Origin of the sequence: uncultured Campylobacter sp. (assembly GCF_938045775.1) — a bacterium.
Classification (GTDB): domain Bacteria; phylum Campylobacterota; class Campylobacteria; order Campylobacterales; family Campylobacteraceae; genus Campylobacter_B.
The window spans coordinates 1-23,249 of the sequence record NZ_CALIBH010000044.1 but is presented as its reverse complement, the minus strand read 5'-3'; the positions used below and the strand labels follow the sequence as shown (position 1 = coordinate 23,249).

The window sequence follows — 23,249 nt, the reverse complement described above, 5'->3', positions numbered from 1 at the left end:
TGGCTCATCACCGGCTCGATATCCGCATCGCTAATAGCGTGCGCCGAAATCAAAAGCGCTCCGCAAAGCGCTAGAACTTTTAAAATTTTCATTTTTATTCCTTTATTAATTTCTCGCGATTTTGCTCATAAGCATCGCGTAAAAATGGATATAGATCCACCGCATCTTTGGTCATTTTTTCATAAAATTTCGGATCGCGCGAGTAGTCGTTAAATATTCTAAATCCGTTGACGGAGTTTCGAACAGTGCCATCTTTAATATAATTTATCGGGTTTGAAAAATAATCTCCTACCATTCCGAAAGTATCGCGTAGATTGCTCTGTCCCAAAATCGGCCAGACGATGTGCGGACCCGCCGGCACGCCCCAATACCCGAGTGTCTGCCCGAAATCCTCGTCGTGGCGCGGAATCCCGTAGTATTTGCCCGCCATATCGTTAAGCCCGCCGAAGCCGACGGTCGAATTGATCAAAAATCGCTTCGTCTCGTCCCAAGAATTTTCAAATTTACCCTGCAATAGGTTGTTTACGAGCCTCATCGGATATAAAATATTATAGAAAAAATTTGAAAACGCGCCCTGGATCGGATCGGGCATTACGTAATCGTAGCCGCTGGCTACGGGGGTTAATATGTATGAGTAAAATACGTCGTTAAAGCTCGTCATAACGCGGTTATAGCCGCTAAGCGGATCGAAAACCTCGCGCTTGGCGAACTCCTCATCAAAACCATCCGTATCGCTAGGTGCTACGTCTTGCTTTTGCGAGCAACCGCAAAGTGCCAATGCCGCGGCTAAGAATAGAATTTTTATAAATTTCAAATGCGACCCTTCTTTATAAATCAAAGTGGCGATTTTACAAATTTAAAGAAATTTTGTCAATAAGGGTAAAAATTTCGTATAGAATTTCCCTCTTTATATCGTAGAATAAAGCCTGCGGCTCTTTAAGAAATATATCAGAGGATATATTATAAAATCACGTGAAAGTAAATAAGAAAGGATGAAAATGGACGCAAAATTTGCTTTGGAATTCCTACTTGGTAAGGAAACATCACTTCTAGCCAAGCACATTAAGCTGCTTAAGGCCGTAGATGAGACTAAAAGTATTACAAAGGCCGCAGAGATCGTAGGAGTATCGTATAAAAACGGCTGGGATGCGTTAAATTTAATCAACAACGCGAGCAAAAAGCCGCTCATCGTTCGCACTCAAGGCACTAAGAAAAATAGCGGCTCGGAGCTCACTCCATACGCTCACAAGCTGATTCGCGCTTATGATGCTATCAGCCACGCGGGTGAGACATTTTTGAGTGAAATTTTAAAGCTTGACGAGATTACAGAAGAGAGCCTTTTAAGCTTAGAGAAGATCGGTATGAAGCTTTCTGCGCGCAATCAGCTAAGTGTTGAGATTACGGATGTTCAAACAGGCGCTGTAAATTCTCAAATCACGGCTAAGCTCGCAGGCGGCGAAATTTTATGCGCGACGGTAACCGTAGAGAGCGAAAAAAATTTAGGGCTGAAGGCTGGCAAGGACGTGCTGTTTTTATTCAAAGCTCCAAGCGTCATCATCGCTAAAGGAGCCTCGGAGAAGCTAAAACTTAGCACGACGAATCAAATCAAAGGCACGATTAGCGAGGTCAAAATCGGCGCGGTAAACGCAGAGATCTGTCTAGGCACAAGCTCACACCAAAACATCACCGCGATCATCACGCGAGAATCTGCCACCGCGATGGGTCTAGGAGTAGGGGATGAAGTAACGGCGATCATCGAGCCTAGCGAGATCATTATTGGCGCGTAATAGGGTGAAAATTGGGTGCACAAAATTTTAAAATTTAAGGCGCAAATTTAAAATTTTAGATACAATTCAATTCTGGCGAGAGCCGAAACGAAAGGCATAAAATGAAGTTGAAAGCAGTGCTTTTAGGAATTTTAACGGCAAGCGCGCTTAGCGCAGGCGAGGTCAGCATCGCAGCCGCTGCGAACACGACGTATGCGTTTGACGAGATCAAGGCGGAATTTGCCAAGCTGCATCCGCAAACCACGCTAAACGTGAGCTTGGGTGCGAGCGGAGCGCTTAGTACGCAGATCAAAAACGGCGCGCCGTTTGATATTTTTATGGCGGCGGATATGAAATTTGCAGACGATCTGCATAAAGAGGGCTTTGCGACGGCGCCTGCCAAAACTTACGCCAAAGGCAAAGTGGCGATGTTTAGCGTGCGCGGCGTAGATCTTAGCAAGGGGCTTGAAGCTTTAAAAGACCCTAGCGTCAAAACGATTTCGATAGCAAATCCAAAGACCGCTCCTTACGGCACCGCAAGCGTACAGGCCTTCCAAAAAGCAGGGGTTTACGATGAGATCAAAGGCAAAATCGTAGAAGCAAAATCGATCGGCGAGGCTCTTTCGCAAGCGCTTAAAGCGTCCGACGTTGGTTTTATCGCAGCTAGCGCGATGTATGCGCCTAAGATGGCAAAGGACGGCTGCAACGGCAAGCCTTGCAAGCAGGGCGAAAATTTCGTCTTGGTTGACACCAAGCTCTACGAGCCGATAGCTCAAGGCATGGTCGTGCTAAACCGCGCCAAAGACAATGCCGAAGCCAAGGCGTTTTATGATTTTATCCTAAGCGATAAGGGCAGGGCGATCTTTGCTAAATACGGATACGAGTTTTAATGATTAGAGCGAGAATCAACGAAATTTTACAAAAAGACGGCATCCATTCTGTAGGATTTATCGCGGGCGGCATCAAGCTACGTGGCGTATTTCTGCAGCTAAGTAGCGAGCTTAAGGTGAGTAGCGAAGTTTACGTGGGCTTTAAAAGCACTGATGTGCTTTTATCTCGCGAGGCTCTAAGTGGTGCATCTAGCGAAAATGAAATTTACGGCAAGATTACAAGCCTAAGCTTGGGCGAAATTCTATGCACGCTCAGGTTTGAAGGCAAGATAAGCTTTGATGTGCTCATTAGCGCGCATTCTGCGCAGGAGCTTGCTTTACGCGAGGGCGACGAGGTTTTCGCATACATTAGCGCCACTGCGATATATATAGAAAAATATGGTAACGATTGATTGTAAGAAAAAAATCAGTGATGATTTCTCGATTGATGCTCGCTTAGAGATTAACAAAGGCTCGTTTGTATGCCTATATGGGCGCAGCGGCAGCGGTAAGACTACATTGCTGCGCATTTTAGCGGGATTTTTGCGCGCAGATAGCGGTAGCATAAAAGACGGCGATCGCGTGCTACAAGAAGGCAATGAATTCTTAAGTGCGGGCAAGCGCAGGATCGGCTTTTTATTTCAAGACTACGCACTTTTTGAGAATATGAGCGTGACAGGCAATCTACTTTTTGCCAGAAACGATCCGCAAAAAGCTGCAATGTTGCTTGAAATTTTAGAGCTTAGCGAGTTTGCAAAATCTGGCGTAGAGGGTCTTAGCGGCGGACAGAAGCAGCGCGTAGCACTTGCTCGCGCACTGATGCAAGAGCCTGAAATTTTGCTACTTGACGAGCCGCTTTCGGCGCTTGATTTTACGATGCGTGAAAAAATCCAAGAATATCTGCTAAAAATCCACGAGCAGTTTCATCAGACCGTGATTTTGGTAAGCCACGACGTAAGCGAGATTTATAGACTTTGCAAGCGAGTTTATGAGATGAAGGACGGCAGGATCGTCCGCACCGGTACGCCGGAGGAAATTTTCCTTAAAACTAGCGGCTCACAGAAGTTTTCTTTCGCGGGCAAGATTGTCGATTTGCAAGCACGCGACGGGGTCAAAGTGGCTGTCGTAGCGATCGGCAGCCAGCTGTGCGAAGTGGTGCTAAGTGGTGCAGAAGCCGAGGGCTTGCAAGTAGGCGACGAGGTCAAAACAGGCGCCAAAGCCTTTAATATCACTCTGCGTAAAATTTAAACGCAGGCTAGAGCAAAATTGCAATGCGAGCCTAGATAGCGTGGGGAAATTAAGCTTTAAATTTTAGATTTTGCGCAGACAGGCGCCGTTAAATTCCTTCTTTGAATTTATTGATTGGCGCGGTGGGTTTATTTTTAAATTTAGCGGCTTTTAGCTTACTTTTTTGGCAGGAGTTGCGCGAATTCTATCATGCGATTTTGGTAAAAAATTTAATGTGAAGCTTAGCGCAAACTTAAAATTTTCAGATTTAGAATTTTACCTGGATTTTGTGGCTTTGAAATTTTAAAAGCTCTAACGGCTTGAAGCTTGCGTGTTAAACTCGCTTAATAAGAGCTGCGGCAGGATTTCATTAACCGGGTCTTTTGGGTTTATGCGAAATTTTAAAATTTTGTTTTGTCAGGCTCAATGTAATTCCACTAAGTTGTTCAGAGAATGCCGTTTGGCTATATCTTGCGTGAAATTTGCGCTCAGATAAATCCTGTCCGCTTAAGTTTTAAAGCCTAGTGAAGCTTTTTGGAATTTAGCTCAGCAAATTCGTGGTCTTAAAAATTTGCCAGCTTGGTAGAGAGCTTAAAGGTTCAGCAGGATTTGTACGCTTGAAGGAATTTATTAGCCAAGCACTTTTATAAATTCCGCTCGCTTTAGCTTGCGCGAAATTTTTAAAATTTCATTTCGCTAAAGCTCTTGGGCAGCTAGGTCTGCGCAGAATTTTTCAAAATTTCATTTTGCAAAGCCTTATGACTATGAGGTTTGCGCAAATTCTATCTAGCTTTGCCTCTAAATTTTAAAGTAGGGCTAGGCTTTTAAGATTTTATAGTTTGGGCCCAGCGGCTCGGCTCGGAGGATAAATGTTTGAAATTCTAAAGGGGCTCGATTACACGCCGTTTCTCGTCTCATTAAAGCTTGCGAGCTTAACGACATTTGCGTTGTTTATCATCTGCGTGCCGCTTGCGTTTTTTATGGCGAGAAAAAATTTCCGCGGCAAAAGCGTGATCGAATCGATCATCTCGCTTCCGCTGGTGCTGCCGCCCTCGGTGCTAGGCTTTTATCTACTCGTTTTTCTATCGCCGTATTCGGTGCTAGGGGAGTTTTTTGACAAACACTTCGGGCTTCGGCTCGTATTTAATTTCAGCGGGCTCGTGATCGCGAGCTGTATCTACTCGCTGCCGTTTATGTTTTCGCCGCTGGTTTCGGGCTTTCGCTCGCTTCCGCGCTCGCTTTTTTGGGCGTGCGACTCGCTTGGCAAGGGCTATTTTTCCAAGCTGTTTCGCGTCGCGTTGCCTGCGATACGCCACTCCCTGCTTAGCGCGCTAGTGATCTGCTTTGCGCATACGATGGGCGAGTTCGGCGTCGTGCTGATGATCGGCGGCAGCGTGAGCGAGCAGACCAAGGTTGCCTCCATTGCGATTTATGAAGCGACTGAGACGCTCGATTTTGCGCGGGCTCACGCATATTCGGCGCTGATGCTACTCTTTAGCTTTGCGGTACTTTTGATTATGCATTTTTTGGGCGCAAAGGGCGCGAAAATACAAGCTTAAATCGGCTTTAAAACGAAATTTGCTAAAATCCCGCAAAATTTGGAATTTGGCATGAAAAATAAAAAAGACTTCGTTACCGAAAGATTTAACGCCGCCTTGATTCTAGGCGCTGCGCTGCTTACGCTTGTAGTAGTTTGCGAGATTAGCTTTTTGCGCACTAGGATCGCTACGCAGCTTGATTTGCGGACGCGCACGGCGATTACTTTACTTAAAAATACCGACGAGTCGCTTTTTGACGAGCTTGAAATTCTAAAAGAAACTATCCTTTCTTTGGGCGCAAGGCACGAAGCTATGCAAAGCAAGCTTTATGCGGATTTGATCCGTAATGTCGTAAAATCTTCTCATAGATTTGACGCTATTTTTTATCTACGCGCCCGCGGCGCGGAACAGGAGAGCTTAGCACATTTTTCATCGGATGCGCGTATTTCGGATCTTGGCGAGATACGGCTTGCGGATATCGCAAGCGAGCTAAAAAAGGATGAATGGGTATCGCGCTATATGATGATGGACGGGGCGTGGCGGTATTTTTTGATCAAGCGCGTAAACGCTGATTCATATCTGCTAGGCTTTGCCAACACCGCTAGGCCGATTGCCAGGCTCTCTTCGCTGGGAGATATTTTGGTCTTTAATGCCGAAGGCAAATTTTTTAACGCTCCTGGCAGCGTAACCGATCTATTGGGGCAGGATTTTGATTTTTCGCGCCTAGGCGAAGTGGTAAGCTTCGAAGACGAATCTGGACTAAGCTTTGCCTATCTTGCGAAATTTGGAGATAATTTCGTAATGGCTCGCGAACGAGCCGGCTATTTTTTAGGCGTGGACGATTTTATCGTCGTAGCGCTGGCAGCAGCGATTTTAGCTTATTTAATCCTTTTAATTTCAAATTTTACGTTTTTAAAAAAGCGCGTTTTTATCCCGCTAGCGGCAGTTCAAAATGCTCTGCGTCAAGGAGATTATCACTCCAAAATCCGCGATATAGAAGCGCTAAATCCGCTAAGCTCCGTCTTAGAAATTTCTAAATCCATAGACGAGGTTTTGAAGTCTAATCTGCGCCACGGCGATTTTAGCCTCAGCTTTAAAGATGCGCTAAAATACAGCTCTCTTTCAGTGCTTAGCATCGATAATGTAGCAGGCACGATCGAAAGCGCTAGCAACGGCGCGCGCGAGCTTTATGGCGATGACGTCGTGGGGCGGAATATCTTCGCGCTGCAAGCAGGCTCGTTTTACGATCACGCCTATCAGACCCAGCGTGCAAACTATGTCAAAGAAAACTATGTCGTAACCCGCCAAGAGACCAAAAATGGCGTCAAAGACCTCTATGTTAAAAAATCTTATATCCGCGACGGAAGTAAAATTTCAACTCTTTTTGTGGTGCTGGATGCGTCAAAATATCGCAGATTTTACGATGAAACTAAGCAAAAATATGAGTATTTAAATCACGCGCCTATCGTTACGCTCGTGTTTGACTACACTTCGGGCAAGATCGTAGATGCTAGCAAAAATATAAAAGAGCTTTGGGGCTACGAAGCGGCGCAGTTTTTAAGTGGCGAGATAAGGCTATGGGATTTGCTGGATGAAAAGGACGCGAATGAGGCTAAAAATGAAATTTTAAACCGCTTAGCCGATATGCCCGCAGAAGAGCTAAGCTTTTCTCAAAGCTATAAAATTCGCCATAATGATAATATCCGCTATAGCTACGAAGTGAGCATCTATGTCAAAAAGTCCGCCGCCAGGGCTGCGTTTTATTTTCAAAATATCGATGACGATGTTAAGGCGATCCGCGGCTTGCAGGAGGATTTGGACTTTTACCGCACGGTAATCGAGACTAGGAATTTTTGCACCTGCTTAATCGATCTTGATGCGCAGACGCTGTCGTTTGATAAAAATTACTTTAAAATTTTAAAATATCGCGGCAAAAGGCTAAATACTGCGATGAGCTTTGGGGAGTTTAGTTATGAAATTTACTTCGCGGATTTAGAGAATTTCAATAAAATGATTCGCGAATGCACCGCCGGGCTTAGAAATGATTTTAGCTGCGAATTCCGTCTGCGAAACGCCGCTAATGCCTATACTTGGATCAGTATGCAAGGCTACGTCACCGAAAAGCACGGCTCTCGCTCTCGCCTTGTAAAAACTACGCTCGAAGATATTAGCTCGCGCAAGCAGACGGAGCTGGAGCTAAATTTAAACGCCAACGTCTTTTCGCGCTCGCTAGAGGCGATCTTAATCACAGATGAGAGCGGTCGCGTGCTGCGCGCTAATAACGCCTTTTATGAAATCACCGGCTATAGCGAAAGCCAAACCATCGGCAAAATTCCAAATTTCTTCGCTCCTACGGAGGGCGGAGCAGACGTGATGGAGAGGATTAGAAAAAATCTCGTCGGCAAACAGACCTCTTACAAAGATGAAATTTACGGACTAAAAAGAGGCGGCGGCACCTTTCCTGCGCTATTTACGGCAATTGCGATAAAGGATGATTTTTCGCTTACTTCAAATTTCATTCTGATGTTTACCGAAATTTCGCAGATCAAGCAAAAAGAGAGCGAGCTAGCCAAGATCGCCCATCACGACGCGCTTACCGGGCTTCCAAATAGAGTGTATTTTATGAAGGCTGCGCAGAGATTTACGGCAAGCTCGGGCGAAAATTCCAAGCTTATGGCAGTGCTTTTCATCGATTTTGACGGCTTTAAGGCGATCAATGACACCTACGGGCACGAGGTCGGCGATATGTTTTTACAAGCGATCTCAAAAGCGATGAGCGGGCTACTGCGTAAAGGCGATATCTTGGCGCGCTTAGGCGGCGATGAGTTTGGCGCCATTATCGGCGATCTGCAAAGCAAGGACGCCGCGCATGTGCTATTAGACCGTCTGCTTGGAATTTCAAAGATGAAATTTAACCTCAAAGGCAATGAGATCAGCGCAAGCATCAGCGTTGGCGCAGCGTTTTACGACGGCAGCGAAAAGATCGATTTTTCAGGACTTTTATCGCGCGCGGATAGGGCGATGTATCGCGCTAAAACGAGCGGCAAAAACCGTTACTGCATCTTTGAGCGCGCCGAAGCAGACGAACCTAGCGAGGAAGGGATTGCTGCAGCGATCGAAGAGGGGGAGTTTTTCGTGCTCTATCAGCCGATCATTAGCGGCGCGCAGATTTACGGATATGAGCTGCTTTTACGCTGGGATCGCGGAAAGCACGGAATTCTTGCCCCGCAGGATTTTGCGCAGATATTAAGCGAGCCGCGATTTGAGTTGCCGATCTCAAAATTTGCGTTTTCAAAGATGATGGAATTTAATGCTCAAACGGGCGCAAACTGCTCGATAAACGTAAGTCTAGCCGTGCTTACAAACGACGAATTTTACGATTTCGTAGCTCACAGCTTGCGAGACAGGGCTAATGCAAAAGGCGAGTTGATGTTTGAGATAACCGATTTTAGCGAGCAAAATTTTAAGGAATTCGCCCCTGCGCGTGGGCGTTATGCAGATCTTGGGGTTAAATTTGCCCTTAATAGTGCAAATAAAAGCAATATCCCGTTCTTGAATGCCCAGCCTTTTGATATCGTTAAAATCGACCGCGAGCTCTGCCTTGACATAGGCAAGAAAAAAAATGCTATCCGAACGATGGTGGAGATCACGGGCAAGCTAAAGCGGGAGTTTGGATTTGCTCTCGGTGCTCAAGGGGTTGAAAACGCGCTGTCGCTGCGGCTCTTAAACAATTTGAAATTTAACTATCTGCAGGGAAATTTTATCGCAAAAGCGCTGGATCGCAAAGAGATAGACGCTTTCATCGCACGCTTTAAAGATACGCCCAAGCTCGCAGCCATCGATAAAGATGAGTTTATCAGCTTTTTAAACGCGCTTGATTACAAAGAACTTGCTTTAAGCTTCGTTTCGCGCGCCGATGCGGGCGATCTGAGCCCCGGGGAGTTCGAAGGCTTTAGAGCAAAATTCGGCGAAATTTTAAATAAAACTCAAAGTGCGGGCAGCGAAAAATTTGCGCTAACTACAGAAATACGTAAGCAAATTTTAGATATTCTTTCGCTTGATTATCGCGCTTTGGCAAGCTTCATTCAGAGCTTTAAAACGCGGCTAAATCAGTTCATAAGCGATTTGGAGGCAGCATGATAGATAGCGTTAGCGCCGATTTCGATCACGAGATACCTAACGGCTCGAGGCTGTATTTCGGAAAGAGCGCGCAGCTCAAGCGCGAGCTGGAAAATAAAGCGAGCGAAATCCTCGTTAAAAACGGCTTTAGCGAAATTTTAACGCCATATTTTTCATATCATCAGCACCTAAGCGTCGCGCCGCAAAAGCTTCTCAAGCTCTCCGATCCCACGAACCACGAGCTCGCGCTTCGCGCAGATAGCACCGTGGACGTCGTGCGTATCGTGCGCAAGCGGCTGAAAGACGATAAGCTAAGGAGGCTATTTTATGTGCAGCCTACTTTCAAATACCCAAGCGACGAGTTTTATCAGATCGGCGCGGAGCTGATCGGAGAGAAAAATCTGCCGCTTGCGATCAAAATCGCGCAGGAATTTTTTAAAGAATTTGATCTTATGCCCGCGCTTCAGCTAAGCAATATCGAAATTCCGAAAAAAATTTGCGAAATTTTAAACCTGCCGCTTGAAATTTTTGAAAAGGGTAAGATTGAGACGCTGCTTGAGCAAAATTTGCCCTGGCTGGACGCTACGGCCCGCGTCACGTCGCTAAAGGATGTGCAAGCTCTGCGCGCGCAGGTGCCTGAAGAGCTAAAGCCCTGCTTAGATGAAATTTTAAACCTAGGCGTGGATTATGAGCATATCCGCGTTTCGCTGCTGTATTACTCTAAAATGCGCTATTACGACGCGCTATTTTTTAGATTTTTGGATGCGGGCGCAGTGTATTGCAACGGCGGAAATTACGAGATAGACGGGCTAAAATCCAGCGGCTTTGCGCTGCTAGTGGATGCTTTGATAGAAAAAATCATGCAAAAGGATGAAAAATGAGCAAAGTTGACGTAGTCATCGGCGCCCAGTGGGGCGATGAGGGCAAGGGTAAGATCGTAGATATGATAAGCGCGAATTACGATTTCGTATGTCGCAGCAGCGGCGGGCACAACGCAGGCCACACCATCGTCATAAACGGCGAGAAATTTGCGCTGCATCTGGTGCCTAGCGGCGTGCTTCATAAAAATATCATCAACATCATCGGAAACGGCGTCGTTATCAACCCCGACGTGCTGATTACCGAGATGGCGCAGTTTGAAAATTTAAAGGGCAGATTTTTCATAAGCGAGAAAGCGTTTTTAAATTTACAGTACCACTCGCTGATCGATCAGGCGCGCGAAAAGAGTAAGGGCGAGCTCGCGATCGGCACCACCGGCAAGGGCATAGGGCCTGCGTATGCCGATAAGATCGCGCGCACGGGACACCGCGTAGCGGAGCTTTTGGAGCCCGAAAGGCTCGCCGAGGCGCTATCGCGCGATTTTGCTTCGCATGAGAGCGTTTTTGAAAAAGCGGGGGTTAAAATTCCTAGCAAGCTTGAAATTTATGACGAGCTAAAGCGATATAAAAGCGCGCTCGAGCCATACATCGCCGATACCACGCACATGCTGTGGAAGGCGCTTGATTACGACAAGCGCGTGCTCGTAGAGGGGGCGCAAGGAAGCCTGCTTGATATCGATCACGGCACTTATCCTTACGTCACGAGCTCGACGACTATCGCGGGCGGGGCTTGCAGCGGGCTCGGGCTTGCGCCGAAAGATATCGGCACGGTGATGGGAATTTTAAAAGCCTACACCACCCGCGTGGGCAACGGCGCGTTTCCTACCGAGGATAAGGGCCCGCAGGGCGAGGCGATGCGCGAGATCGGCAAAGAGTACGGCACCACGACGGGCAGGGCGCGCCGCTGCGGTTGGTTCGACGGAGTGGCTACGAAATACGCCGTGCGCCTTAGCGGCATCGACAAGCTCGCGCTGATGAAGCTTGATGTATTAGACGGCTTTGAGAGCATTAAAATTTGCCGCGCATATCGCTATAAAGGCGAGGAGATCGATTATTTCCCGATCGATTTGGAAGCGGCCGAGCCGGTTTATGAGCAGATGCCTGGCTGGGACAGCGTCAAGGGAATTTCAAAATTTGAGGATCTGCCGCAAAACGCGCAAAATTATATCCGCAAAATAGAGGAGCTAAGCGGCGCGAAGGTGGGCTTTATCTCTACCAGTCCCGAAAGAAGCGACACGATAATTTTATAAACGGGTGAAATTTTAAAATTTCACCCGTTGCGGGCGGCGCGACCGCTCATAGAACTGAATTTAAAGGAACGATCATGCGAATACGACTACCACACGTGCCATATATCGCGCATAAAATAGCGCTAGATCTGCTAAACTCCGGCTACGTTACGCTGAGCGCGGGCATAGAGCCCGTCGCCAAGGAAGCCGACGAGATCATAAGGGCCGATCTGCAAAAAGAAAGAGCGATAGACGAGCGCGCAAACGAGCTGATAGATGAGCGCATAAGCGAGCTAGATGAGATGAGCGTGAATAAAAAAGATATGTTTTGGCTCATCAAGCGTCACATCGCAAACGACGAGAATTTCGAGCTAAATTTTGAGGATCGCTACGGCACCATATCGCATAAAATTTTAGAAACCGTTTGGAAGAAAAATTTGATCGATTACAAAGTCTCGGAAAACAGGCTAAAGACGATAATTTATAACGCGATCGACGAATATCTTAAAAATTATCAAAAGATTGAGGATGCGGTCTATGAAAAGATCGATGGCTACAAGCAAAAACTGATCCCGGGTACCGAAGAATACGAGCTTGTGTTTGAAAAGCTCTACGAAGAGGAGCTAAGAAAACGGGGTATGCTGTAATGAACGCGTATATCTACATAGAAAACGGCATCTACCTGCAAGCTAAGGCGTTCGGCAAAGGCGGCAGCGCATTCGGCGAGCTCGTGTTTAACACCTCCGCCACCGGCTACGAGGAGATCATCTCGGATCCCAGCTACGCGGGGCAGTTTATTATTTTCACTATGCCTGAAATCGGCATCGTAGGGATCAACGAAAACGACAAAGAAAGCTCTAAAATCCACGCCAGCGGAATTTTCGTAAGAAATTTTAACAACGAGCCTTCAAATTTTCGCTCGCAGATGAGCTTGGAGGGTTATTTTCTGCAAAACGGAAAATTCGGCGTTTACGACATCGACACTAGATTTTTAACCAAGATGCTGCGCGATCAGGGCAGTCTGCGCGCCTTCGTCTCTACCGAGATCAGCGATAAGGCGGCTCTTAAAAAGGCGCTTAGCGAGTCTGCGCGCATAGAGGAGATCAACTACGTAAGCATCGTAAGCACGAAGGCGCCGTACAAGCACACATCGGGTCGCTGGAACGCCGAACGCGGAAGCTACGCTCAGCCCGCAAGCTGCGGCAAAAAGATAGCCGTGATCGATTACGGCGTCAAGCGAAACATTCTCAACGAGCTTTGCGATCTGGGGCTCGGCGTCGAGGTTTTCCCGCACGACGTTAAAGCGGAGAGCCTGATTGCCAAATTTAAAGAGAGGCAGATCGACGGCGTGTTTTTATCAAACGGCCCGGGCGAGCCGCGCATGCTTAAAGAGGAGATCGCGCAGATCAAAAAGATGGTCGAAGCGCGCGTGCCGATTTTTGGAATTTGCCTGGGTCATCAGCTGCTAAGCAATGCGATGGGATATGAGACTTACAAGCTGAAATTCGGCCAGCACGGCGCAAACCACCCCGTGCAAAACCTGCGCACCAAATCGATCGAGATCACCGCGCAAAATCACAACTACAACGTCCCCGAAACCATCGCGCAGATCTGCGAGATCACGCACCGCAATCTTTTCGACGGCACGATCGAGGGGGTGCGCTACAAGGAGTATCCCGTATTTTCGGTGCAGCACCACCCGGAAGCCAGCGCAGGGCCTACCGAGAGCAAATATATCTTTAAAGAATTTCTTGAAATTTTATGATTTTTGAAATTTTGCCTGCACTAAATTTTACCGCGACTGCGCGGTAAAATTTTGAATTTACGGCAAGCTTTAAATTTTAATGCAGTCTTTGCATTGTAAATTTAAAGTCCGTCGCAGCCTGGATAATTGCATGCTGGAGCGGTACGCAAAGCGCACTTTTGCGGACTTAGGATTGTCGCGGCGATTTTGAATTAAGCGGTTTTTGGATGAAGCGATCTGCGCTAGTCGCGGTTTTAAATTTAAACCGGCTATCGCGCCGCATGCTTTTTATTTGTGTGATTTCGTGTCCGTATAACTTCTAAGCTCGCAGCTAAATTTCATGCGTTTTAAATTTAAAAATTGGACTTGGCGCACTTAGCTCTTTTAAAATAGATCCTGCGGTACATTTCGTGCAGTCTTAAGCCGTTTAATTTGAGAAGTCGTCTTGTTGCCGTCAAAGTTATGCCAATAAACGCTTTGCCGCCCGTAAAATTTTATCTAACGTCGCCCGCCCGTTAAAGTCTTATTGACGCAATTTTGCCAGTTATGCCCTAGTTTTTGATAAACTATACCTGCCCTTCAAACCTTATCAGCGCCGTTTCATTTCCCTCTAAAAGCCATTTGCCTAAAATAAAATTCCGCTCCGCCGCGTGGTGAAATTTTACCTGAGCCAGCTTTGAAATTTTACTTTCAGCCGTTATTAAATCTCTTTCGCACCGATAAGATTTAGCTCGCATCACTTTAAATTTTGTCCATTCCTATGGTGTGGTTTTTATCCATGCTTCTTTTTTAATCCCGCCCATATTTGCACCTAAAATAAGAGTTGTGTTACTTTATGAAATTAAATTTTTAACTTAACATTATTTTAAGCTCAATAAAAGAGAAAATTTGAAAGAATTTCGTTTGAAATTTCGCCTTGAGGGGTCTGCTATGAGCTGCGCTTTAAAAGAGCTGGACGTCTTGCTAGTCGAGGATGATACTAAATTACTAGCCTCGCTGCATAAGGCGTTTGAGGGTATTTTTAACAACGTTTACAATGCCCAAAACGGGCTTGAAGGTGTAAAAAAATTCAAAAAATTTAGCCCTAATCTCGTCATTACCGACATTCTAATGCCGATCGAGGATGGGCTAGCGATGATACGTCAGATCAAGCAGATCTTTCCGCATGCCCCCATCGTGGTGCTTAGCGGCTTCAGTAGGGAGGAGCAGCTAAAAGGCGTTATGGAGATTGGCGTCGAGCGGTATTACTTTAAGCCGGTAGATATCGCCGCATTTGTGCTAGAGATAAGTGCGCTGATGAAGTCTAAGCTGGACTCTGTGCGAGTCGTAAATATGGGCGCAGGCTACGTATTTGACGGGCTTCGTCGTATTTTGCTGAAGGATGGCGAGCAGATCGTGCTTACTAAAAAGGAGCTTTCTTTTGTTTCGCTGCTAGCCAGTCGCGTGGGCGAGCTGGTGCTTTACGAGGAGATCAAGCGTTATGTTTGGACCGAAGGAGCCGTAAGCGATACGGCGCTTCGCACCTTCGTCAAGCGTATCCGCGATAAAGTGGGAGACGAAATCATAAAAAACGTCCCGAGCCTGGGATACAAGATCGAGCTTGAGCCAGCTTAAATTTGATCGCGTTTTTGCCGCTTTGTAATTTAAGGAATTTTATTCGTAAAATTTTGCGTCGAAATATGCCGCGATTAATGCGGAGCGAGATAGAATTCCGCGCTCAAAGCGCCGCAGATTAAAATTTTACGCTCGTCCAATTTGCTAAATTTGACTTGATAAAATTTAGCCTCTCAAGCTTTTCAAAAACTTCTTTGCTTAAAAGCCCAAACTAAAAATTTCTTGCTAAAATATCGCGAAATTCCGCGTTTTGCGAATCGCTCTAAAGGATTTGTTTTGAAAAATTTGCCCTCTAAAAATCTCTTTGTCTACACCAGCTCGCGTGCGCTACGCGCGGCGCTGCAAAGCGAGAGCGGCGGCGTGCTGGCGCCAAGGATTACGTTGGCGGAATTCTACGAAAAGGCGCTTTTTGTGCCGGATCTTGTCGCTTGCGGCGAGATAGATCGCGCGCTTTTTATGAAGCAGGCGGTGAGCGAGAGCAAGCGCGCAGGCGAGAGGCTTAAATTCCCTAACGAGCTTTACGAGTTTATGCGTAACCGCGAGTATCTTTTCGGCTTTTTCAAGGAGCTTGCGACGGAGCGCGTAAGTATCGATGCGCTCGATCTTAGCGACACCTATGCGTGGTATGCCGAGCATTTTGAAATTCTGCGAGAGCTAGCGGGGGCGTATGCAAGGATTTTGCGTGAGCATGGATTTTACGACGAGATCACGCTGCCCGCGCTTTATGAACTAAACGAATCCTATCTGCGCGGATTTGAGCGGATAGAAATCAACATCGACGGCAATCCCAGCGCATTTGAGTTCGAGGTTTTTAAGCGCGCTGCGAAGCTTAGCGAGGTCGTACTGAGCTTTAGAGCCACGACTTTAAATTCCAAGCCCGTGCGCGCGGTGGAGGAGCTTTGCGGCATAAGTCTAGAGCCAGGTTTTGCATACCGCGTAAATCTTAGTACGGGTGAAATTTTAAGCCGAGAGCTGCTAAGCGTGGGCGGAGCGGTTGTGTGTAGAGGCTTTGAGTTGCGAAGCTTGCAGGCTAGCTACGTTTTTGAAAAAATTTCATCCTTCGTGCGCGCGGGCATCGCGCCGGAGCGCATCGCGGTAATTTTGCCCGACGAGAGCTTTGCCGGCACACTGCGGCTTTACGACGAGCGCATCGCAAGGGCTCGCGGTTTGCACAGGCTGCTAAATTTTGCGATGGGAGAGAAGCTTAAAGATAGCCTATTTTACGTAACGCTAGAGAAAATTTCGCAGTGCTTAAAAGAAGCGCGCACGCCGAAATTTGGCGTAGATTACCGCGCATTCAAAAGTCCGGATGGAGGATCTTTAGATACGGAGGATTCCGCGGTACAGCAAAATTCCGCGTTTGATTGCGAAATTTTTTCAAATTCTAAAGCGGATTTAAATTTTATATCTGTGGGGGCGTTTGAAAATACGGAAAATTTTGAAATTCTGCGCGAAATTTCGGCAGAATGCGCGGATAGCGCGGATAGCGCGGAAGAGCAAAGCCTTTCGGTAGAGTTTGCAGAGTTGCAAGAGCCTTTGGAGTGTGCGCAGCAGCGCGATTATTCGGCTCTTGCAAAACGGCAAGAGCTTTTAAAGCAGCAAGAGAGCCCAAAATACTCTATGCAGCGGGAGCATGTAGAGCTTGAGGAAGAAGATGGGTATTCAAAAAGCCCTGAGCAGCGCGATCGTTTTAGGCGCTCTAAAATGCGCGAGGACGCAGATGAGTATCCGCAGCGCCCAAACCCACAGGAGCTTGATCTGTTTTTTGCGAGTGTGGGCGTGGATGAGGCGCTTTTTGGCGAGTTTGCGCGCGATTTTGCAAAGCAAGTAAGCTCCGAGCATTTTGAGGCACTAATTGCCAAGCTCGCCTGTTTACCTAAAATTAGCGATGCGCTGCTGCAAGAAAAGCTAAAAGAGCCGCTATATCTAATTAAAATTTTGCTTCGAAAATTTAAGGACGAAAACCTAAGTTTGGGCAATCTGATCGATCTTTTTTTGTTAGAAATTTCGCGTATCAAGCTTGATGATGTTCGTGGCGGAAAGGTCACGGTAATGGGGCTTTTAGAGAGCCGTGGGCTACAATTTGACGGCGTGATAATCCCCGATTTTAACGATGATCTGGTGCCTAAGCGCAGTAGCGGAGAGATGTTTTTAAACTCTGCTTTGCGCGCTGGAGCAGGGCTCATCAGCCATGCAGACCGCGAAAATTTACAAAGATTTTACTACGACGGCTTGCTAAGAGGCGCTAAAAAAAGCGCGATTTGCTATCTGCAGAACGTCGAGAAGTTGCCTTCGCGGTTTTTGAAAAGCTTTGAAGTGCAACAAGACGCGGAATTTTCGCAGGAAGATTATTTGCGGCTTTTTGAGCGAGAGGAATTTAAGCCCGCCTTATGCGGACAAGAAGATCCTGTGGCTCGCCATGATTTTTTTGCCAAGGAGCTATCGTTTTCGCGGCTGGATACGTTTTTAGAATGCAAGAGGAAGTATTATTACCGCTACGTTTTCGGGCTGAGGGAGGGGCTAAAATTCGGTGAGGACAATGCGCTTTTGGGCAAAATTTTACATACGAGTTTTCAGCGTTTATATGAGCGAGCGGGGATGAAATTTAGCATGGAAAAATTTCGCCCTATTTATTCGCAGCTTGCGCGAGAAGCAGGGATTGCGCGCTTTGATGCGGAGCTTGAGCTAAAATCGGTAGAAAAGCTAGCTAGGCTTTTAGAAGAGCATGAGCAAATTTGGAGCTTTAGCGGTAGTGAAGTATCGCTAAAAGGCGAGCTTGACGGGGTGCGGCTGAACGGGCGGATCGACCGCATCGATGAAGATAAGGCAGGGCGGAAGTTTATCATCGATTACAAACGTGGTTCAGCTAAAAAACATATGGAAAAATTCCAGCTTACGTTTTATCGCGCGCTTTTAGCCCAGGAATGCGAATGCGCCTATCTGTCGCTAAAAGATTGCGCGTTTGCGGCTCCTGGCGATAAAACGCCTAGCTTAGAAAATCTGCGTGAGACGCTAAACTCTATCGGCAAGGAATTTGCAAGCGAGGTCGCTTTTACGCGCACGGAAGCGGTGCAAAGCTGCGAATACTGCGATTATAAAATCATTTGCAAGGGGCAGATTGATGGCAAAATTTGAAAATTATCTGGCGCTTGAAGCGAGCGCAGGCAGCGGCAAGACCTTCAATCTCGCAGTAAGGTTCATCGAGCTGGTGCTAAAAGGCGAGCCGATCAATGAAATTTTAGCTCTTACCTTTACCAAAAAAGCTGCTGCTGAGATGAAAACGCGTATCGTAGAGAAATTTCAAAATTTGCTTGTCGTGCGCGACGGCGCCCTTGTGCCAAGCCCCGAGCTGGAGCAGATTTGTGCTGATTTAGGGCTAAGCGCGGATGAGGTTATGGCAGCGCAGCAGCGCCTACTGCCTAAATTTTTAAGCGAGAGCCTAAACGTCTTTACTTTCGATGCGTTTTTTGCAAAGGCTCTGCGCTCGTTTGCGCTAAATAGCGGCATCGATCCAGGCTTTGAAAACGACGAAAGCATACTAGGCGTGCAGCAGGCGGCGTTTTTAGGCGCGATTTGTAAAAACGAAGCGCTATTAAGAGAGGTCGTGGATTATGTAAGCGACTCAGGAATGACAAAGGGCGAGTTTTTAAATAGCTTACAAAGCATTTGGAGAGGCGATATAAGCATAAATCCGCCCACACTTCCCGCAAGCTCCGCGCTAGCAGAGATAAATGAAATTTTATCCTGCTTGCAAAAAGCGGCGAGAGATGCGGGCGTAAGCGCTGGAGCCGTAAATGGGCTAAGCCCTGTTAGTGATCTGTCAAAATTATCTTCGGGCTTCATTCTTTCGGCTCTTGCCAACGGCAGTTTCGATTATTCGCGCTCGCAGCTTAAAAAAATTTCGCATCTTGACGGCGAGCTAGTAAGGCTAAAAGACGCCATATCTCGCGAAATAGCGTGGATGGATGCGACATATGCGGCTAAGCTAGCAGGACTAATTAAAATTTATGCTGAAGCGCTTAAATCGGTGCAGCGTAAAAGCGGCAAGCTTACATTTGGCGATGTCACCGCAGCCGTGCACTCGCTGCTAAATCCGAGCGCAGAGGCGTTGCAGGGCAACCGCGAGCTTTTGTATTTCAGGCTCGATTCTAAAATCACGCATATTTTAATAGACGAATTCCAAGATACCGACATTTGCCAGTATGAAATCATGCTGCCGCTAATCTCTGAGGCACTTGCTGGCAAAGGGGCGGAAGAGCGCTGTGGCAGCTTTTTTTACGTAGGCGATAAAAAACAGAGCATCTATAAATTTCGCGGTGCAGAGAGAAAAATTTTTGATATTTTGCGCGAGCAGTTTAGCCAAATCAAAACGCAGAGCCTGCCGCGCAATTATCGCAGTTTAAAACTTATCGTAAAATTTGTAAATGAGATCTTGCGCGATAAATTTGCGTCTTATGAAGATCAAATCGCGGCAAATAAGCTAGATAGCGACCTGCCTGCTTCAGTGCTGCAAAAAATCAAGGACTATCCGCTTTCTCATCCGCGAATGCCGCTATTTGAGGTACAAAGCGACGATTACGGCTACGTAGCGGCATTTTCATACGACGACGTGCTAAAGGGGGCTGCGGAGCAAGCGCGCAGGCTTGTTGAGGAGCGCGGCGTAAGGGCTGATGATATTGCGATTTTATGCTGGAAAAACGAGCATGTAAGCGCGCTAAAAGAGATGCTATCGGAATTTTGCGAGGTGTGTAGCGGCTCAAATAAGGCTCTGCGTTGCAGCGAGCAGGTAAATGCCGTAATTCAATACGCGAAATTTTGCGTAGGTGGCGATGAAATTTATCTGCGAAACGCCGAAGCGATTTTGGGTAGGCGGCTTAAAAAGATAGCGGTCGATCTGCATAAAAACGCGCAAAAAACGGCAGAATTTATCGCTAGCGCGCTGAAATTAAATTTTGTCGATCCGGATCTGCTGCTGTTTTTTGAGACGCTGGCAAAATTTAATAGTTTTAGCGAGTATCTGTTTGCAAACGACGAAACGGAGGTATTTGCCAAGGAACAAAGCGGCATTAAAATTATGACCGTGCATAAGTCTAAGGGGCTTCAGTTCCCGCACGTAATCGTTTGCGACCGCATCGGAGGAAAAGACCGGGGCGAGAGCTCAAAGCTCGCGACGGACTATGATTTTGCCACGCATAAGTGGAGGATTTTTTATAAATTCGCGAGCAGAAAGAGCTTGGATGCGGAATTTGCAGCGCTAATGAATGAAAACGATCGCTCTGCGCATGAAGAGGATATAAACAAGCTCTATGTGGCATTTACACGCGCCGAACGCTCACTCATCATCGTAAAACGCTCCGAGGCAAAAATAGATCAATACAATTATAGCTTTTTTTCGCCTTACGCCAAAAAGACCAAGGGCGCGGGCGTAGTGGAGTGGCTGGATATCCCGGATTTTCAATACGGCTACGTAATCCCAAGCTCCGTAAAATCAGAAGAGAAACCGCCGCGCAAAAAGATCGCGCTAGTAGCGGGCGAGCCTCAAGGCGCGCAAGAAAAAGCTAGCGGCGGCGAAACGGAGGCGCTAAGCGCGATATATTTCGGCGAGGCGCTGCACTATGCTCTGGAGATGAGCGAAGGCTTCGGGCCGGATGAAATTTTACGAGGAGTAGGCTTGGCAAGAGGTCGCTACACTAAATTTTTAAATGATGCGGATTTTGAAAATATCGCGGCGCGGGCGCTCGGCCTAAGCAAAAACGAGGAATTTTTAGCTCTAATAAAGGGCGCTCAAGCTTATAAAGAGATGCCGATCAAAAGCGCGGAGGGTGAGCTTTTGCGCGTGGATCTGGCGTGCTTTGGGCAGGATGAAATTTTGCTTTTTGATTACAAAAGCTCCGAAAAATACCTCGCGCAAAACAAAGCTCAAGTGACGCGATATAAAAGCGTGATCCGCGAATTTTATCCGCATGCGCGGGTGCGCGCCTTCGTGCTGGTGCTGGAAACCGCGGGCGCTAAGCTGATCGAAGTGAATGAGGAGGGATAAAATTTTAAAGCTTAGATAAAATTTGAGCGCAGATAGATTAAAGATAGCTTAAATTAAGCTATACGTAAGGATATTTCTATATAATCACAGCTCAAATTTTAATAAGGCGGAAACCATGACAGAAATTATAAAGCCTAGCGAAGTTAAGCGCGACTGGGTCGTTATCGACGCGACCGACAAAAGATTCGGTAGGATGCTTACCGAAGTTGCGGTATTGCTACGCGGCAAACACAAACCAAGCTACACTCCAAACGTGGATTGCGGAGACTACGTCGTTATCATCAACGCTTCAAAAGCCGTATTTACCGGCAATAACAAAGGCGACGACAAACTTTATCACAGCTACTCGGGCTATTTCGGAAGCGTAAAGAGCGTAAAATTTCAAGACCTGCTTAAAAACAATCCCGCAAAGCTCTACAGACTTGCGGTTCGCGGCATGCTTCCTAAGACGAAGCTTGGCAAGGCGATGATCAAAAAGCTATTCGTATATGAAGGCGGTGAGCATCCTCATACTGCGCAAACAACTAAAAAAGGAAAATAATCATGGCGACAATTTATGCAACCGGAAAGAGAAAAACTGCCGTAGCTAAGGTTTGGGTAAAACCTGGAAGCGGCAAGATCGTAGTAAACGGTATGGATCTAAACACCTGGCTAGGCGGTCACGAAGCGATCAAACTAAGGGTCGTTCAGCCGCTTTTAGCGACTAAACAAGAGACCTCGATGGATATCACCGCGCAGACTTTGGGCGGCGGATATTCGGCTCAAGCGGATGCGCTAAAGCACGGAATTTCAAAGGCGCTTGCCGCGATGGATAAAGATTTTAGAGCGGCTCTTAAGCCAAAAGGTCTGTTAACTCGCGATAGCCGCGTGGTTGAGCGAAAGAAATTCGGTCGCCGCAAAGCGCGCAGAAGCCCGCAGTTCTCTAAGAGATAATGTTTTTTACAAATTTGTGGCGAAATTGTCGCAAATTTGTAAATTCTTTAAAAATTTTATGGTAATATCGAATTACAACTTTATTTGAAAGGATGTTTAATGAAGAAAGTTCTACTTGCATTAAGCTTGTGTGCATCCGGCGCATTGTTCGCTAGCGATGCTGATTATCACTGGGAGATCACCCCTACTATTGGTGGAATGACTCATGAGGGCAATATGGATTTGGATTCGAATTTTATGTTCGGTCTACGTCTTGCCAAAAATCTACAAGATTCGTTTATCGATCAAGTAGAGGTTGGTTTTGATTACTCTCGCAATATTGGCGTAGAGGATTTAGCTCACAGAGTAGGCAACGATAAGCCTGACGCTAAATATTATCACATCAATGCTGTAAAAGACTTGGTAAATTTTACCGATAATTTCAAACTATACGGCTTACTAGGTCTTGGCTATATGGATTACACCAAAGACGTTTACAACGATGGCGATCAAGATAGCGGCTTCGGTCAATACGGCTTGGGTCTAAAGTACTACATTACCGACAATTTCGCTACAAAACTTGAAGCACGCGATGCTATCAGATTTGACGACGGCAACCACGTATTATTCTATACTCTAGGCTTTGCCGTTGATTTTGGCAAGAGATATGCTGATGCAGCTCCAGCTGCCGCTCCGGCTCCTACAGGCTGCAAAGACGCAGATAACGACGGCGTATGCGATAATATCGATAGATGCCCAGGCACACCTGCTGGCGTAGTTGTTGATGAATATGGCTGCGAGAAGGTTATTAGATTAAATTTGGGCGTAAATTTCGCTACAGATAGCTCAAAAATTTCCCCTGAGTTTATGAACCAGATCAAAAACGTAAGCGACGTGCTAGTGGCTCACCCTGATTACAAAGTAATTCTAGAGGGTCACACCGATAGCACCGGTTCGAATGCATATAATCAAAAGCTTTCCGAGCGCAGAGCTGCTGCAGTTGGAGGTGCGCTTAAGAGCTTCGGCGTAGATTCTAGCAGAATCACCACTGTAGGATACGGTGAGACTAAGCCTATCGCTACAAACGCTACTAAAGCAGGCCGCGCTCAAAATAGACGCGTTGATGCTAAATTTAGAAAATAATCTTTTCTAGATCCACATAAGCGGAGCTTCGGCTCCGCTTTTTTTATATCCAAATTAAATTTTAAAATGCCAAAATTCCAAACCACTCTGCTTTTTGATCTCGATGGTACGCTCATAGACTCCACGCCCGCGATACTGGACGGCTTTCACTACGCGTTTGCGCATTTGGG

Annotated in this window: 18 protein-coding genes; 17 read left to right on the top strand and 1 reads right to left on the bottom strand. The window is 46.7% G+C overall.

The features are described from left to right. Positions 1-94: 94 nt before the first annotated feature. Positions 95-814, bottom strand: a complete 720-nt coding sequence (locus Q0238_RS01305; protein ID WP_297942111.1) for a VacJ family lipoprotein — start codon at positions 812-814, stop codon at positions 95-97. Between the two features lie 184 nt (positions 815-998). Here Q0238_RS01305 and Q0238_RS01300 point away from each other — a divergent pair, with 184 nt between their 5' ends. The 17 genes from Q0238_RS01300 to Q0238_RS01220 form a co-directional block, all read left to right on the top strand. After that, entirely contained in the window at positions 999-1,787 is a 789-nt protein-coding gene (locus Q0238_RS01300) for a TOBE domain-containing protein (RefSeq protein ID WP_297942109.1), read from the top strand. A 101-nt stretch (positions 1,788-1,888) separates the two neighbouring features. Next, on the top strand, positions 1,889-2,656 hold the full coding sequence (gene modA / locus Q0238_RS01295; RefSeq protein ID WP_297942107.1) for a molybdate ABC transporter substrate-binding protein: 768 nt from the start codon (positions 1,889-1,891) through the stop codon (positions 2,654-2,656). Next, positions 2,656-3,048 carry a hypothetical protein gene (locus tag Q0238_RS01290; RefSeq protein WP_297942105.1) on the top strand — a complete coding sequence of 131 codons (393 nt, stop codon included), beginning with the start codon at positions 2,656-2,658 and terminating at the stop codon, positions 3,046-3,048. The genes modA and Q0238_RS01290 overlap by 1 nt, the downstream gene beginning before the upstream one ends. Continuing rightward, positions 3,035-3,883, top strand: a complete 849-nt coding sequence (locus Q0238_RS01285; RefSeq protein ID WP_297942103.1) for an ATP-binding cassette domain-containing protein — start codon at positions 3,035-3,037, stop codon at positions 3,881-3,883. The genes Q0238_RS01290 and Q0238_RS01285 overlap by 14 nt, the downstream gene beginning before the upstream one ends. An 848-nt stretch (positions 3,884-4,731) precedes the next feature. Beyond that, entirely contained in the window at positions 4,732-5,421 is a 690-nt protein-coding gene (gene modB, locus Q0238_RS01280) for a molybdate ABC transporter permease subunit (RefSeq protein ID WP_297942100.1), read from the top strand. Between the two features lie 51 nt (positions 5,422-5,472). Continuing rightward, positions 5,473-9,540, top strand: a complete 4,068-nt coding sequence (locus Q0238_RS01275) for a diguanylate cyclase (RefSeq protein WP_297942097.1) — start codon at positions 5,473-5,475, stop codon at positions 9,538-9,540. Continuing rightward, positions 9,537-10,400, top strand: coding sequence for an ATP phosphoribosyltransferase regulatory subunit (locus Q0238_RS01270; RefSeq protein ID WP_297942095.1), 864 nt, complete (start codon positions 9,537-9,539; stop codon positions 10,398-10,400). Before Q0238_RS01275 ends, Q0238_RS01270 begins: the two co-directional genes overlap by 4 nt. Continuing rightward, the gene (locus tag Q0238_RS01265) at positions 10,397-11,647 is read left to right on the top strand and encodes an adenylosuccinate synthase (RefSeq protein WP_297942093.1); all 1,251 of its coding nucleotides are present in this window, start codon (positions 10,397-10,399) and stop codon (positions 11,645-11,647) included. The genes Q0238_RS01270 and Q0238_RS01265 overlap by 4 nt, the downstream gene beginning before the upstream one ends. Positions 11,648-11,721: 74 nt before the next feature. Next, complete coding sequence (locus tag Q0238_RS01260; protein WP_297942091.1) at positions 11,722-12,273, top strand: DUF507 family protein; 552 nt, start codon at positions 11,722-11,724, stop codon at positions 12,271-12,273. Beyond that, positions 12,273-13,391, top strand: coding sequence for a glutamine-hydrolyzing carbamoyl-phosphate synthase small subunit (carA, locus tag Q0238_RS01255; protein ID WP_297942088.1), 1,119 nt, complete (start codon positions 12,273-12,275; stop codon positions 13,389-13,391). Before Q0238_RS01260 ends, carA begins: the two co-directional genes overlap by 1 nt. Before the next feature lie 867 nt (positions 13,392-14,258). Further along, positions 14,259-14,984: a response regulator transcription factor gene (locus tag Q0238_RS01250; RefSeq protein WP_297942086.1), complete on the top strand. Its 726-nt coding sequence runs from the start codon at positions 14,259-14,261 to the stop codon at positions 14,982-14,984. Between the two features lie 276 nt (positions 14,985-15,260). Then, positions 15,261-18,119, top strand: coding sequence for a PD-(D/E)XK nuclease family protein (locus Q0238_RS01245; protein ID WP_297942084.1), 2,859 nt, complete (start codon positions 15,261-15,263; stop codon positions 18,117-18,119). Next, on the top strand, positions 18,106-21,024 hold the full coding sequence (locus Q0238_RS01240) for a RecB-like helicase (protein WP_297942081.1): 2,919 nt from the start codon (positions 18,106-18,108) through the stop codon (positions 21,022-21,024). Before Q0238_RS01245 ends, Q0238_RS01240 begins: the two co-directional genes overlap by 14 nt. Positions 21,025-21,139: 115 nt before the next feature. Further along, positions 21,140-21,565, top strand: a complete 426-nt coding sequence (rplM, locus tag Q0238_RS01235; protein WP_297942078.1) for a 50S ribosomal protein L13 — start codon at positions 21,140-21,142, stop codon at positions 21,563-21,565. A gap of 2 nt (positions 21,566-21,567) precedes the next feature. After that, positions 21,568-21,957: a 30S ribosomal protein S9 gene (gene rpsI / locus Q0238_RS01230; RefSeq protein ID WP_005869670.1), complete on the top strand. Its 390-nt coding sequence runs from the start codon at positions 21,568-21,570 to the stop codon at positions 21,955-21,957. A gap of 99 nt (positions 21,958-22,056) precedes the next feature. Then, positions 22,057-23,079 carry an OmpA family protein gene (locus Q0238_RS01225; protein ID WP_297942075.1) on the top strand — a complete coding sequence of 341 codons (1,023 nt, stop codon included), beginning with the start codon at positions 22,057-22,059 and terminating at the stop codon, positions 23,077-23,079. 66 nt (positions 23,080-23,145) lie between these two features. Further along, positions 23,146-23,249 (top strand): HAD hydrolase-like protein (locus Q0238_RS01220; protein ID WP_297942113.1); only part of this gene is annotated, 104 nt, incomplete at its 3' end.

Coding starts and splice junctions, on each gene's coding strand:
- Q0238_RS01300 (WP_297942109.1), top strand. CDS start 999: ATGGACGCAAAATTTGCTTTGGAATTCCTACTTGGTAAGGAAACATCA.
- modA (WP_297942107.1), top strand. CDS start 1,889: ATGAAGTTGAAAGCAGTGCTTTTAGGAATTTTAACGGCAAGCGCGCTT.
- Q0238_RS01290 (WP_297942105.1), top strand. CDS start 2,656: ATGATTAGAGCGAGAATCAACGAAATTTTACAAAAAGACGGCATCCAT.
- Q0238_RS01285 (WP_297942103.1), top strand. CDS start 3,035: ATGGTAACGATTGATTGTAAGAAAAAAATCAGTGATGATTTCTCGATT.
- modB (WP_297942100.1), top strand. CDS start 4,732: ATGTTTGAAATTCTAAAGGGGCTCGATTACACGCCGTTTCTCGTCTCA.
- Q0238_RS01275 (WP_297942097.1), top strand. CDS start 5,473: ATGAAAAATAAAAAAGACTTCGTTACCGAAAGATTTAACGCCGCCTTG.
- Q0238_RS01270 (WP_297942095.1), top strand. CDS start 9,537: ATGATAGATAGCGTTAGCGCCGATTTCGATCACGAGATACCTAACGGC.
- Q0238_RS01265 (WP_297942093.1), top strand. CDS start 10,397: ATGAGCAAAGTTGACGTAGTCATCGGCGCCCAGTGGGGCGATGAGGGC.
- Q0238_RS01260 (WP_297942091.1), top strand. CDS start 11,722: ATGCGAATACGACTACCACACGTGCCATATATCGCGCATAAAATAGCG.
- carA (WP_297942088.1), top strand. CDS start 12,273: ATGAACGCGTATATCTACATAGAAAACGGCATCTACCTGCAAGCTAAG.
- Q0238_RS01240 (WP_297942081.1), top strand. CDS start 18,106: ATGGCAAAATTTGAAAATTATCTGGCGCTTGAAGCGAGCGCAGGCAGC.
- rplM (WP_297942078.1), top strand. CDS start 21,140: ATGACAGAAATTATAAAGCCTAGCGAAGTTAAGCGCGACTGGGTCGTT.
- rpsI (WP_005869670.1), top strand. CDS start 21,568: ATGGCGACAATTTATGCAACCGGAAAGAGAAAAACTGCCGTAGCTAAG.
- Q0238_RS01225 (WP_297942075.1), top strand. CDS start 22,057: ATGAAGAAAGTTCTACTTGCATTAAGCTTGTGTGCATCCGGCGCATTG.